Raw genomic sequence first — 11985 nt, 5'->3', positions numbered from 1 at the left:
GGCGGACGGGAGCCCCTCCCCCTCGTACCAAATTGCGCTGATTGGAATTTGTCGCCATTCGGTAAGGCGGCGACGGCCGCCGTACCGCTGCGGCGGCATAGCCAAGCCGTTGGCATGTGGGCGCCGGCGATTGACGGTGATCAGAACCAGGGGGTTCCGATCACCGTAGAACGGTATTACTGCGGCAGCACCTCGAAGGTGGCGACATAACTGGCATTGCGCTTGGCCGCCTGCGGGATGCTGGTCTTCCTGTCCTCCGCGCTGGCGCTCATCCAGTAGAGGCCCGGCGTCGGCCAGGTCACGGTGAAGGCGCCGTCCTTGTCGGTCTTTACCTTGAAATCGTTCAGGCTGTCGCGATAGCGGTTGCCGCCCGGCACGATCTCCACCTCCACATCAGCCGCCGGCTGGCCGTCCAGCAGCAGCCGGAAGCGGGCCGGCTCGCCTGCGAACAGGTCGTTGGGATGGGTCACGGGCGCCAGTTCCAGCCCCTTGCCGGTGGGCTTCAGCACCGTCTCGCTGGGCTTGCCGGCCGTGGCGAAGAATTCCAGGCGGCGGGCATTTTCCGTGACCATCAGCTTTTCCGCCCCGGCCGGCACCTCCTTGGCGAAGGTGTCCGCGGTGCCGCGCCAGCGCTTGCGCTGCCCGTTCTCCTCCCAGCTTGCGAACAGGCCGGCGCTGGCCAGGGCCACCTTGTAGGTGCCCGGCTGGGTCAGATGCACGTCGAAGGTGGACCGGTACTTGCCCGTGGCCTGGTTTTCCGCCTTGCCCTCGGTCCCGTCGGGCAGGGTGACGGTCAGCCCGTCCAGACGCAGGGGCACATGCTCGAAATAGAACAGGTCGTTGGATACGGCGGCATCCACCGTGATCCACGGGTCCTGGCCCGACAGGACCGTGGCCGACGGCAGCATCCATTGCCGGTGGGCCGCGGCGGGCAGGGCCACGGATGCCGCCAGGGAGGCGGCCAGGGTAACGGCCAGGGTGGCACGGGCAAGCAGGGATTTCATGGGGCGGGGCTCCTCAAATTCCAGATCATGGGCTTTGCAGCAGGGCGGGCGGGCGGGCCTCGGACTCATACTATTTTGCGGTGACCAGAACCTGTTGGTTCTGGTCACCGCCCTCAATCGCCGGCGCCCACATCCGTGGGCGTGCGCCGGCGCCAACATCCGTGGGCTTGGCTAGGCCGCACGAGCGGTGCTGTGGCCGTCGCCGCCGGACCAGCTTGCGATGAGTGGAACTCATCGCAAGCTGGTATCAGCCCTTCACTTCCAGGGCGACACGGCCCAGTTCATTCTCTCCCCTGGCCTCCACGGCCAGCGGCTGGCCGGACCAGTCGAAGGGCAGGCGGATCAGTTCACGCCCGCCGACCTCGCGCGCGGCCTCCACCACCAGGGCATAGGCGCCGGGCTTCAGCGCGTTCAGCGGCGCCTTGGCCGTGTCGAAGGCCAGCCGGTGTTCACCCACGGGCAGGGTCGGGGCCGACACGCCGTCAACCGGCATGGTCAGGTCGCGTCCCGACCGCCGCCACCATTGGCGCATGTCCTTCAGCCACTTGGTCCCCTCATTGTCGCGCATCTTCACGTCGTAGCGCACGGTCAGGTTGGCCACGAACTGCTGGTCGGCCGTCTCGATCCAGGCGGCGACATAGGGGCGGTGATATTCCGCGACCTGCAATTTGGGGATTTCCACCGTCACGGCCAGTTCCCCGGCCAGCGCCGGGGTCACGGCCAGGCCGGTCAGGGAAAGCGACAGAAGGGTGCGCATGGAACCATCCTCAATCATTCAATGGATCAGCAGGATCAGAAGCAGCAGGGGCGCCACCAGCCCCAGCCCGACCAGCGGCCAGGTGGCGGGCCGGTTGCCGGCATGCAGATGCAGCAGGAACAGCCCGGTGACGCAGAAGACCAGGCAGGCGACCGCGAACAGGTCCAGGAACCAGGACCAGACGGCGCCGGTGCCCCGCCCCTTGTGCAGGTCGTTCAGATAGGAGACGAGGCCGCGATCGGTCACCTCGTACAGCACGGCGCCGTCGCGGCGGCCGATGGTGGCCCAGCCATCGCCGCCGGGACGCGGCAGGGCGATGTAAAGCTCGTCATCGGACCATTCGACCGCCCGCCCCGTCACATCCAGCGACAGGTCGCGGCGCAGCCAGGCCGCGATGCCGGCCGGCACCTCCCCCCCGTCCGCGGCATCGCCATCCGCCGCCAGTTGCGCCAGCAGGGCGTCGGGCAGCGTGGCCTCCACCGTCGTGACCTGGGGCCGCGCCTCGATGATGCGGGCATTGTTCAGCGTGATGCCGGTGATGGCGAACAGCAGCATGCCGATCAGGCACAGGGCCGAACTGACCCAGTGCCATTGATGCAGATGCTTCAACCAGAAGGACCGCCGCCCCTGATCGATCCCCGATGCCATCGCCCGTCCCGTCCCCCGATAAGTCTGGCGGGAAAGTAGACACGATTGCGAGTTATTCGCAATAGCGAAACATGCGCGGATGCATGCAGGAATGACATGCAGGGTTTCGCCGGCCGGCGCGTAAAGGCGGGCCGGGCACAGCAGCGCCGGCCTTCATGGCAACAGGCAGGGGGCGGCGTTCAGCCGCCCTGGTTCCGCGCCTCTTCCCGTCACCCAGGCGAAGGCTGGGACGATGGTGGTGCTGACGGACACGGATGGGGGGAAATCCCGAGGGCGGGGAGACAGCGGCGATGGACCGGAGGCCGCACGGCCCCGGCCCCTCGCCGCCACCTGTCACCGGGCGCGATCAAGGGACCGGCGGTCGACCCAGTGGGCATGCGTGCCGCTGCTGATCTTGTGCGGCAGGGCGATGCGGCAGACCGGACCGTCGGCAAAGCGCTTGCAATCGATCAGGATGCATTCCGACGTGCCCTTGTTCTCATCGATGATGAAGCTGACCAGATAGCCGTCATCCTCGTCCCTGGCATCGATGCGCGGGGCAAACGGCGCCTCGCTGGCATAGCGGCCCTCGGGCAGGGTCACCGACCAGCTTTCGCCCGTATGCAGGTCATGCTTCACGAAACCGTTGAACAGGAACCAGCCGGGCGGGGTCGTGGTGCTGTAGGCATAGCGATAGGGCTGGCCCAGATAGGTCTGGTTGATCATCCCGAATTCCAGGATGCGGTCGTCCAGCCGTTCTTCGCGCGTCTGCCCCGTGGCCAGGTTGAACCGCCAGCGGTGCAGCTTGGGCCGGAAGCTGTGCTCGTCGATGAAGGCCATGAAATGGCCGTGGCCATCGTCGCGGGCCAGCGGCTCGGGCGAGGGGTTTTCCTGGAAATAGCCGTCCAGCACCACCTCGTCCCCCTCCTCATAGGCGTTCAGCCAGTGAAGGACATAGGTGGGTTCCGCCTCGAACCAGCGGATATCGGCCGTGGTGCCGTGACGCGGGATCAGGGCGAAGCGGGACTTCATCTCCGGATGGAAGCGGCTGACATGCAGCCCGCGCTTCAACAGTTCCTCGTCCCAGTAGAAGGGGAAATCGTTCAGGATCGACCAGTTCTCGCTGAACGCCATGTCATGCGGCAGGCGCGGGCCCGGCAGCGGCACGGGCACATAGGTCACCAGCCTGCCATCGGCATCCAGCACGCCGTAATGCATGTAGGGCGCATGGGTGGAATAGTTGAAGAACAGCAGTTCGCCCGTGCGCTCGTCCACCTTGGGGTGCGCGGAAATGCCGTCCAGCGGCACCCACGGCGCCACGCCCTGCTGTTCCAGCGTTTCCGGGTCCAGCACATAGGCTTCCCCGCACTGGTAGAAGGTGGAAAGCGCCTTGCCCGCATGCACGATGATATCCGTGCTGGAACTGTCCTTCAGCCCGCCATGCGCGCCGAAGCCGGGGCGGGTGGACACGCCCGGCCTGTCCATGATGCCGCCCCACAGCGACCGGCCGGCAAGCTGTTCGGCCTGGAAGCAGCGGGTGCGCACGAAACGGTTGCGATAGGTGGCCTTGCCGCCGCGCAGGTCGATCTGGTGGATCATCCCGTCGCCGTCGAACGGATGGTGCCGGCCCAGCGGCTGATGCACCTGGTTTTCCGTGTTGCGCAGATAAACGCCGTCGATGTCGTCGGGAATGCGGCCCTCGATCACGTCAAGGTCCCAGGCGTTCACCTCCTCCAGCAACGGGGTCCAGGGCCCGTTCAGATAGGGGTGGTTGTTGGGGCGCATGCTGGACACGACCGGCGCCAGGCGCACGACATTCATTTCCGACCTCTTCTCAGAATAAGGATTTTCCCGCAGGTCGACCGACAGGGTAGACCCCTCCCGAATAGCATTGTTGGTATGTTTATGCAAGTTGAAAAATTTTGTTCTCATCCGTTGATTTTTGCGATTTTGTCCCGCATAGATTTGCCTTGCATACTAATACCGAATGGAGGAAACAAGCCGTGACCCGATCCGTCATCGCCTGTGTGGCCGCTGCGTTCCTGGCTGTCGCCGGCAGCGCCTTTCCCGTTCACGCCGCACAGAGCAAGGAGAATGCCGTGGCCGAGAAGAACCAGAAGATCGCCGTCGTGGAGCGCATGATCGCCGCCTGGAACAACCAGGACTGGAAGCTGGTGGGCGAGCTTTTCACCGAGAACGGCGTGCTGCATTCCATGATGCTGGAACCCGTGGTGGGCCGTCAGCAGATTGCCGACCGCATCATCGCGCTGGGCGCCGGCGTGTCGCAGATCGAGCTTGAGGTGCGCAACATGGGCGTGGTGGGCGATGTCGTCATCGTCGAACGTGTCGACCGCTTCGTCTATAAGGGGCATTCCGGTGCCGTGCCGGTGGTCGGCGTCATCGAGGTGGAAGGTGACAAGATCAGCGAATGGCGCGAATATTACGATCGGGCACAACTGGTGTCCGAAATGGGGTTGAAGCAGGACTTCCATGGCGCGCATTGAGGTCCGGCCGCACACCTGCCGTCGCGGTCCTGTCTAGGTGAGCATGAGCAGTCAGACACTTATCCGTACCTGTTCGATCTGGCGTGCGCTGGAGATCGTGGGCGACACGCCGACCCTGCTGGCCCTGGAGGCGAGCTGGATCGGCGTGCGCCGCTTCGATGAGTTCCACCAGCGCACGGGCCTGTTGAAGGCCCTGCTCAGCGACCGGCTGAAACGGCTGGTGGAATCCGGCATCTTCGAGAAGAAGCCTTATTCCACCAGTCCGCCGCGCCATGAATATGTGCTGACCCGCAAGGGGCGCGACCTTTACTGGGTCACGCTGATGCTGCTGCGCTGGGAACAGCGCTGGGCCGAGCAGGATGGCGAGATCCGTGTGACCCTGACGCACCGGACCTGCGGCCACCCATTCACCCCGGAACCGGCCTGTGCCCATTGCCGCGGCGATTTCAACGCCACGGACGTGACCTGGCGCGAGGGGCCGGGCGTGGGCTGGATGGCCCCGCTCTACAGCCGCCGCCGCCAGCAGCGCGACAATGTCGTCGGCACCTCGCTGTTCAAGACCGGGGCGCAGTTGATGGGCGACCGGTGGGCCAGCCTGATCATGCGGTCCATCTTCACAGGCATCAACCGGTTCGACGATATCTGCCGCGACACGGCGATTGCCACCAATGTCCTGTCCGAACGGCTGGCCTGGCTGGTATCCATCGGGGTGATCCGCCAGCATCAGTATGCCAGCAGCCCGCCCCGCCACGAATACCGCGTCAGCCGCAAGGGGCTGGATTATTTCCCCGCCCTGCTGATGCTGATGCAGTGGGGCGACAAATATTATGTCTCGCCCGAAGGGCCGCCCCTGCTGCTGACGCACAAGGCCTGCAACCACGGCCTGGATGCCATCGTCGTCTGTTCCCATTGCCGGGAAACCATACAGCCCAACGACGTGACGTTCGAGATCATGGAGCCGGGCGCCATCGTCACGGCCGGCTGACGGGATCCGGGAGCGGCCACCGGCAGCTTTACCGGCCGCTTCGCCGGGTTGACGCAATGGGCAAGGACGGGGGGCCGGGTGGGCCCGGCCCGGCACCCGGTGCCGTGCCCTGTACCCGCATGCCCCCTTTTCCCCCTATTCCCCCCTTTCAACCGATCATGGGAGGATCAATCATGGGTTCCCCGACCAGCCTGGCGGAACTGCTCGACCGCCAGGCCATCGCCGATATCCTGGTCGCCTATGCCCGCGGCGCGGACCGCGGCGATGTCGACCTGATCGCCGCCGCCTATCATGACGACGCCGTGGAGGATCATGGCGGCACCTTCAACGGCCCGGCGCGCGACTATGTGGCCGGCATGCGCCGGATGCTGCCGCGGGCGCCCCGCATGAGCCATTCGGTCACCAACATCCTGATCGACCTGGATGGCGACACGGCCCTGTCGGAATGCCATTACCTGACTTTCGCCCGCCTGCCCGTGGAGGATGGAACGGTCGACAGCCTGACCATGGCGCGCGCCATCGACCGGTTCGAACGGCGCGACGGCCGCTGGGCCATCGCGCACCGCCGCGTGGTCTGGGACTGGAACCACGAGATGCCGACGGCGGAGACCTGGGGCCGCGGCCTGATCGCGCGCGACCCCTCGGTGCTGGTGCGCGGCACGGCCAGGCCAGACGATGTGCTGTACGCCATGCAGGCCACCGGCACGAAGGAGGCTTCGTGATGCGGATCGAGGGATGCGTGGCGCTGGTCACCGGTGCCAATCGCGGCATCGGCCAGGGCTTCGTGGAGGAACTGCTGGCCCAGGGGGCGGCGCGCGTCTATGCCGCCGCCCGGTCGGCCGCCGATGCCGCTGCCATGGAAGCGGCGGCCCCTGACGGCCGCGTGACCGGCATCGTGCTGGACGTGACGGACAAGGTGCAGGTGGCGCATGCCGCGGCACGCTGCACCGATGTCGGGCTGCTGATCAACAATGCCGGCGCCTTCAACCGCCAGACCCTGATGCAGGCGCCCGACATGGCGGCGCTGCGCCAGGAAATGGAGGTGAATTATTTCGGCCTGGTGGCCATGTGCCGGGCCTTCGCGCCCGTGCTGGCCGCCAATGGCGGCGGTGCCATCGTCAATGTCCTGTCGGCGGGCGGTATCGTGGCCGTGCCGGAAATGGGCGGCTACAGCCCGTCCAAATTCGCGGCCCGCGCCGCGGGCGACTGCATCCGCGCCGAACTGGCCGGCCAGGGCACGCATGTCGCCTCGCTGATCGTGGGGTCGGTCGATACGCGCATGGCCGAGCATGTGAAGGGGGTGGAAAAATCCACCCCCCGCGACATCGCCCGGTCGGGCCTGCTGGCCGTGCGCCACCGCATCGATGAACATGACACGGACCGCCACGCCGTGGAGGTCCGCGCCTTCCTGGCCCGCGATCCCCACCGGCTGCGCCAGTCCATGATCCAGCGGATGGCGAAAACGAAGGGATAGGCGGGCCGGGGAAGCCCCCTTCCCCCGCCCTCCCCCGCCCTCCCCCTCCCCGACCCGCGCGTCAGGCCGCGCGGGTCGGGCGGACCACCAGTTCGTTCACATCCACATCGTCGGGCTGTTCGATGGCGAAGCGAACGGCGCGGCCGATGGCATCGGGCTGCAGCGCGATGGCGCGATAGCTGCGCATCGCCTCGGCCGCCACGGGGTCGGTGATGCTGTCGGCCAGTTCACTTTCCACGACGCCGGGATGGATGCAGGTGACACGAAGATCACGATGTTCCTGACGCAGCCCGTCGGAAAGGGCCCGCACCGCGAACTTCGTGGCGCAATAGACGGCCGCGGTCGGAGAAACGGCCAGGGCCCCGATGGACGCGATATTGATGATCTGCCCCGATCCGCGCGCCGTCATTTCCGGCAGCACCGCGGCGATGCCGTAAAGCACGCCCTTGATGTTGACATCGACCATGCGCTCCCATTCATCCACCCGCAGGGATGACAGGGGCGACAGCGGCATGACGCCGGCATTGTTGACCATCACGTCCACGCGGCCCCAGGCATCGCGCGCGGCGGCCGCGAAGGCTTCCATGTCGGTCCGGTCGGTCACATCCAGGCGGCGGGTGCGCACATCGCTGCCGGCCGCCGCCAGTTCGTCCGCCAGGGCCGCCAGCCGGTCCGTGCGGCGCGCGCCCAGCATCAGCCGGGCACCCGTCCCGGCCAGCGCGCGGGCAATGCCGGCCCCGATGCCGCTGGAAGCACCCGTGATCAGAATGACCTTGTCGGTCTGCATTTCCATCTCCGTCGTCTGATGAGGAAGGGCCCCGCCGCCCCCACCGCGCCTGACCGGCGGGGAGGAGAGCAAGCGGGTTGCCGGGAAGATAGGGCCATGCCATTGTCGCGATAAGCCGCCCTTCCCTTCACTCAATGGAAAGCGTTTCTAACCAATGCAGATGGATCTGAACGCGCTGTCCGTGTTCGTCCTGGTCGCGGAGGAACGGAATTTCCGGGCCGCGGCCGACCGGCTGGGCGTCACCCGCTCGGCCGTCAGCCAGACCATCCGACGGCTGGAGGAAGGGCTGGGCATCCCGCTTGTCCGGCGCACGACGCGCAGCGTCGGCCTGACGGAGGCGGGGGAAAGGCTGCTGGCCGATCTGGCCCCGGCCATGGCGGACCTGCGGGCGGCGGTGGCGGCGGCGGGCGAATGGCAGGGCCGGCCGCGCGGCCGGCTGCGGCTGGCCGTCTCCTCCATCGCGGAGGATTTCCTGGCCGGTCCCCTGCTGGCCGGCTTTTCGGCCGCCTTCCCGGAGGTCGGGCTCGACATCACGGTCACCGACGAGGAATTCGACATCGTGGCCGAAGGCTATGATGCCGGCGTCCGGCTGGGAGAGGTGATCGCACAGGACATGGTGGCCGTGCCCGTGTCGGGCGACCAGCAGCAGATCGTGGTCTGCGCCCCCGCCTATCTGGCCCGCCATGGCGCCCCGGCCCACCCGGCGGCCCTGGCCGGCCATCGCTGCATCGGCTGGCGCCCGGCCCCGCACAAGGCGCCGTACCGCTGGGAATTCCATGGCGACGGGCGCGATTTCGCCGTCGCCGTGGAACCAGAGATCACCACCAACGACATGGGCCTGATGATCCGGCTGGCCGTGGCCGGCGCCGGCATCACCTGCGGGATGGAGGAAAGCTTCCGCCCCTGGCTTGCGCGGGGGGAACTGGTGCGCGTGCTGGAGGCCTTCTGCCCGCGCTTCCCCGGCTTCTTCCTTTATTATCCCAGCCGCCGCGCCCCGCCGAAACTGCGCGCCCTGGTCGCGCATGTCCGGCGGGGGTGAGACGGGGGCCGGCCTGGAGGAACCTGCTGACACCATTGGTTTTGCGGGTTTTCCGGGCCCGCCCCTCTGCGGGCGGCGTCCGGAAAACCGGCTCAGGAGGACCAGTCCTGGTCGTAGGGGATACCCAGCCGGATGGCCAGGGCCTGACGGGACACCCTCAACGTCCGGGCCAGTTCATGCAGGTCGGTGATGCCACGACCCTGAAGCTGGTCGATCAGGTGCCAGGGCATGAGGATTTCGGCCGCCAGTTCATTGGCCTCCCGCTCCAGCGGGCCGGAAAGGGCGCGATAGAACTGGTCGTCGCGAATCTCGTGCAGCGGACCGCCGCCATTCCCATGCAGCGGACCGCCGCAATGCAGCATGAAATGCGCGATCTCATGCGCCACGGTGAAGCGCTTGCGGTTGAAGGGATGGTCCTGGTTGACCAGGATCAGGTAACCGGACGGCCCCGCCTCGTCACTCTGGTCACGGCGGATCAGGCCCGATACCTCCGGCCCCAGCCTGTCGGTATAGACGGCCACGCCCATGTCGCGGGCAATGGCCAGGATATCAACGGGGGCCGTCTGCTGATGCCGGCGGATGATCGCTTCGGCATCGGCGCGGGGAATGGCGCCGCTATGGCTGTCGCGGCTCAAACCCCCCCTCTCCTCCACCATCGTCATCCGTCCCTCCTTCCATCGAGCCGGTGCCGCCATCGTCACGGCCGGTCAGGCCCCGAAAACCGCGTTCGGCCGCGATGTCCTTGACCGCCTGCTTGGCCAGCGATTTGAACACGTCACTCTTCAGATAGGATTCTAACCGGTCGGCCGCAATCTCTCCAGCCTTTGCTTCGGCGGAACTTCGGGCATGCTCCACGATCTGCTTGTATCCCCAAATGGCGATAAGCCCGACGCCGATCGCCAACGCGGCCAGGATGACGGCGACAGCCGTCAGGATGATGGAGACGAGATCCGTGTAATCCACGGCGCGTCCGCCCTTACCGGCCGGCGCCATCAGGGAAATACCGACGATATTGATCGCAATCAGGGCGAGCGCCGTGATCCAAAGAAGAAAGGTCCTCACATCCATAAGGCGAAATCCGGACAGGCTTCCCACGACCGACAGTCGTAGCAGACCGGCCCGCCGCTGCAAAGCCCCGACCCGGCCTTCCGGGCACCCTTGCCGATTTCACCCGATCCCCGCCACCATCATTGACAAAGCCGCCGCCACGTCGCAATGATAGCGCTACCATTGCCCCTGAAGAGGGCGAAAGCATGTGTTCACGGGAGGAAGCTTTGCACCATGTCCGGATGCCCCGTCGCGGCACCGTATCGCGCTGCCTGCTCCCCTCCCCCCCCTGGCGGCGGATATCCACCGGCAATGGCGGAATTCCGTCTCATACCGCCACAGCGCCGCTCATGCAGCGTAGCCAAGCCGTTGGCATGCTGGCGCCGGCCATTGAGGGCGGTGATCAGACCAACAGGCCCTGATCACCGCAAAACGGTATAAGTAACCGGTGGCAATGGATTGCGCTCCGCGTCCGATTTTGTTACCGCTATCAGAATTGGTTCGGGAGAGGTATCGATGTCATCCCCTGTTGGCGCGCCGGTTCCGTTGACCGCCTTCCTGCCCGGCGACTGGCGCCGGGCACAATTCCTGGGCCGCATGGATTTCGGCGCGGGGCCGACGCCCGTGCTGTTGCGCGGCGGGCACCTGTTCGACCTGTCGGGCCTGGCCCCGACGGTGGCCGACCTGCTGAACGGGCTGGATGACGGCACCGTGCCGCAGGGCGGGCACGATCTGGGCCCGGCCGACGCCATCCATGTTGCCCGGCAGTGGGAAGCGGCCCTGCCCGGCGCGCCGCTGCTGCTGGCCCCCATCGACCTGCAATGCATCAAGGCGGCGGGCGTCACCTTTGCCGTATCGGCCCTTGAACGGGTGATCGAGGAGCGGGCGCGCGGCGATGCCGCGCGGGCCAACGAGATCCGCGCGAACCTGAACGCGCGCATCGGCACCGACCTGCGCGCCGTGAAGCCGGGTTCGGCAGACGCGGCCCGGCTGAAACAGGCGCTGATCGCCGATCAGCTCTGGTCGCAATATCTGGAAGTGGCCATCGGCCCGGATGCGGAGATCTTCACCAAGGGCCCGACCCTGTCGGCCGTGGGCTGGGGCGCGCATATCGGCGTGCGGGCCGACAGCGACTGGAACAACCCCGAGCCCGAACTGGTGCTGGCCGTGGATGGCCGGGGCCGCGTGCATGGCGCCACGCTGGGCAACGACGTGAACCTGCGCGATTTCGAGGGACGGTCGGCGCTGCTGCTGTCCAAGGCCAAGGACAATAATGCGTCCTGCGCGCTGGGACCCTTCATCCGCCTGTTCGACCGCGATTTCACGCTGGACGATGTGCGCGTCGCGGCCGTGACCGTGCAGGTGACGGGAGAGGACGGGTTCACCCTTGACGGGCACAGCACCATGTCGCTGATCAGCCGCGATCCGCTGGATCTGGTGGGCCAGACCATCGGCCGCCACCATCAATATCCCGACGGGTTCGTGCTGTTCATGGGCACCCTGTTCGCCCCCATCGATGACCGCGACGCGCCCGGCCAGGGCTTCACGCACAAGCGCGGCGACATCGTGACCATCGCCAGCCCGCGCCTGGGCAGCCTGACCAACCGGGTCGTGCCCTGCGACGAGGCGCCGCCCTGGCAGTTCGGCATCGGCGACCTGATGCGCAATCTGGCCCGGCGCGGCCTGCTGCCCGCCGCCTGAGCCCCATTCCCCTGCCCCCTGCCCCCCCTTGCCCGCACAGCCCCCCCCGACTGGACCCGA

13 protein-coding genes are annotated in these 11985 nt (G+C 66.9%); 6 read left to right on the top strand and 7 right to left on the bottom strand.

Annotation, left to right across the window (positions count from 1 at the left end; all coding sequences use genetic code 11):
• Window positions 1-176: 176 nt before the first annotated feature.
• From ABC728_RS10345 to ABC728_RS10330, 4 genes are all read right to left on the bottom strand, one after another.
• Window positions 177-1004 carry a DUF4198 domain-containing protein gene (locus ABC728_RS10345; protein ID WP_416621720.1) on the bottom strand — a complete coding sequence of 276 codons (828 nt, stop codon included), beginning with the start codon at window positions 1002-1004 and terminating at the stop codon, window positions 177-179.
• Window positions 1005-1251: 247 nt separating this feature from the next.
• A complete protein-coding gene (locus ABC728_RS10340) occupies window positions 1252-1761 on the bottom strand; it encodes a DUF2271 domain-containing protein (RefSeq protein WP_416621719.1) in 510 nt (169 codons plus the stop codon).
• A gap of 18 nt (window positions 1762-1779) precedes the next feature.
• Window positions 1780-2409 (bottom strand): PepSY-associated TM helix domain-containing protein, encoded by a 630-nt coding sequence (locus ABC728_RS10335; RefSeq protein ID WP_416621718.1) that lies wholly within the window; start codon window positions 2407-2409, stop codon window positions 1780-1782.
• 333 nt (window positions 2410-2742) lie between these two features.
• Window positions 2743-4209 (bottom strand): carotenoid oxygenase family protein, encoded by a 1467-nt coding sequence (locus tag ABC728_RS10330; RefSeq protein WP_416621717.1) that lies wholly within the window; start codon window positions 4207-4209, stop codon window positions 2743-2745.
• 182 nt (window positions 4210-4391) lie between these two features.
• Here ABC728_RS10330 and ABC728_RS10325 point away from each other — a divergent pair, with 182 nt between their 5' ends.
• The 4 genes from ABC728_RS10325 (at window position 4392) to ABC728_RS10310 (ending at window position 7351) form a co-directional block, all read left to right on the top strand.
• Window positions 4392-4892 carry a nuclear transport factor 2 family protein gene (locus ABC728_RS10325; protein WP_416621716.1) on the top strand — a complete coding sequence of 167 codons (501 nt, stop codon included), beginning with the start codon at window positions 4392-4394 and terminating at the stop codon, window positions 4890-4892.
• Window positions 4893-4935: 43 nt separating this feature from the next.
• The gene (locus ABC728_RS10320; protein ID WP_416621715.1) at window positions 4936-5877 is read left to right on the top strand and encodes a winged helix-turn-helix transcriptional regulator; all 942 of its coding nucleotides are present in this window, start codon (window positions 4936-4938) and stop codon (window positions 5875-5877) included.
• Window positions 5878-6050: 173 nt separating this feature from the next.
• Window positions 6051-6599 carry a nuclear transport factor 2 family protein gene (locus ABC728_RS10315; protein WP_416621714.1) on the top strand — a complete coding sequence of 183 codons (549 nt, stop codon included), beginning with the start codon at window positions 6051-6053 and terminating at the stop codon, window positions 6597-6599.
• The gene (locus tag ABC728_RS10310) at window positions 6599-7351 is read left to right on the top strand and encodes an SDR family oxidoreductase (RefSeq protein WP_416621713.1); all 753 of its coding nucleotides are present in this window, start codon (window positions 6599-6601) and stop codon (window positions 7349-7351) included. Before ABC728_RS10315 ends, ABC728_RS10310 begins: the two co-directional genes overlap by 1 nt.
• A gap of 61 nt (window positions 7352-7412) precedes the next feature.
• Here ABC728_RS10310 and ABC728_RS10305 read toward each other — a convergent pair whose 3' ends face one another.
• Window positions 7413-8138: an SDR family oxidoreductase gene (locus ABC728_RS10305; protein ID WP_416621712.1), complete on the bottom strand. Its 726-nt coding sequence runs from the start codon at window positions 8136-8138 to the stop codon at window positions 7413-7415.
• Window positions 8139-8292: 154 nt separating this feature from the next.
• Between ABC728_RS10305 and ABC728_RS10300 the strand changes: the two genes are divergently transcribed.
• Window positions 8293-9177, top strand: a complete 885-nt coding sequence (locus tag ABC728_RS10300) for a LysR family transcriptional regulator (protein ID WP_416621711.1) — start codon at window positions 8293-8295, stop codon at window positions 9175-9177.
• 92 nt (window positions 9178-9269) lie between these two features.
• On the opposite strand, the gene ABC728_RS10295 is transcribed toward ABC728_RS10300, so the two are convergent.
• On the bottom strand, window positions 9270-9839 hold the full coding sequence (locus ABC728_RS10295) for an ImmA/IrrE family metallo-endopeptidase (RefSeq protein WP_416621710.1): 570 nt from the start codon (window positions 9837-9839) through the stop codon (window positions 9270-9272).
• Window positions 9793-10245 carry a hypothetical protein gene (locus ABC728_RS10290; protein ID WP_416621709.1) on the bottom strand — a complete coding sequence of 151 codons (453 nt, stop codon included), beginning with the start codon at window positions 10243-10245 and terminating at the stop codon, window positions 9793-9795. The genes ABC728_RS10295 and ABC728_RS10290 overlap by 47 nt, the downstream gene beginning before the upstream one ends.
• Window positions 10246-10740: 495 nt before the next feature.
• On the opposite strand from ABC728_RS10290, the gene ABC728_RS10285 reads away from it, so the two are divergent.
• Window positions 10741-11925 (top strand): fumarylacetoacetate hydrolase family protein, encoded by a 1185-nt coding sequence (locus ABC728_RS10285; protein ID WP_416621708.1) that lies wholly within the window; start codon window positions 10741-10743, stop codon window positions 11923-11925.
• Window positions 11926-11985: the final 60 nt, after the last annotated feature.

The organism is Niveispirillum fermenti (assembly GCF_052474395.1).
Note: the sequence above shows the minus strand (reverse complement) of the source record. Positions and strands in the feature narration are given on the sequence as shown.

Bases quoted from the DNA above. Each gene is read 5' to 3' on its own strand.
- ABC728_RS10345 (WP_416621720.1), bottom strand. From the start codon at position 1,004: ATGAAATCCCTGCTTGCCCGTGCCACCCTGGCCGTTACCCTGGCCGCC.
- ABC728_RS10340 (WP_416621719.1), bottom strand. From the start codon at position 1,761: ATGCGCACCCTTCTGTCGCTTTCCCTGACCGGCCTGGCCGTGACCCCG.
- ABC728_RS10335 (WP_416621718.1), bottom strand. From the start codon at position 2,409: ATGGCATCGGGGATCGATCAGGGGCGGCGGTCCTTCTGGTTGAAGCAT.
- ABC728_RS10330 (WP_416621717.1), bottom strand. From the start codon at position 4,209: ATGAATGTCGTGCGCCTGGCGCCGGTCGTGTCCAGCATGCGCCCCAAC.
- ABC728_RS10320 (WP_416621715.1), top strand. From the start codon at position 4,936: ATGAGCAGTCAGACACTTATCCGTACCTGTTCGATCTGGCGTGCGCTG.
- ABC728_RS10315 (WP_416621714.1), top strand. From the start codon at position 6,051: ATGGGTTCCCCGACCAGCCTGGCGGAACTGCTCGACCGCCAGGCCATC.
- ABC728_RS10310 (WP_416621713.1), top strand. From the start codon at position 6,599: ATGCGGATCGAGGGATGCGTGGCGCTGGTCACCGGTGCCAATCGCGGC.
- ABC728_RS10305 (WP_416621712.1), bottom strand. From the start codon at position 8,138: ATGCAGACCGACAAGGTCATTCTGATCACGGGTGCTTCCAGCGGCATC.
- ABC728_RS10300 (WP_416621711.1), top strand. From the start codon at position 8,293: ATGCAGATGGATCTGAACGCGCTGTCCGTGTTCGTCCTGGTCGCGGAG.
- ABC728_RS10295 (WP_416621710.1), bottom strand. From the start codon at position 9,839: ATGACGATGGTGGAGGAGAGGGGGGGTTTGAGCCGCGACAGCCATAGC.
- ABC728_RS10290 (WP_416621709.1), bottom strand. From the start codon at position 10,245: ATGGATGTGAGGACCTTTCTTCTTTGGATCACGGCGCTCGCCCTGATT.
- ABC728_RS10285 (WP_416621708.1), top strand. From the start codon at position 10,741: ATGTCATCCCCTGTTGGCGCGCCGGTTCCGTTGACCGCCTTCCTGCCC.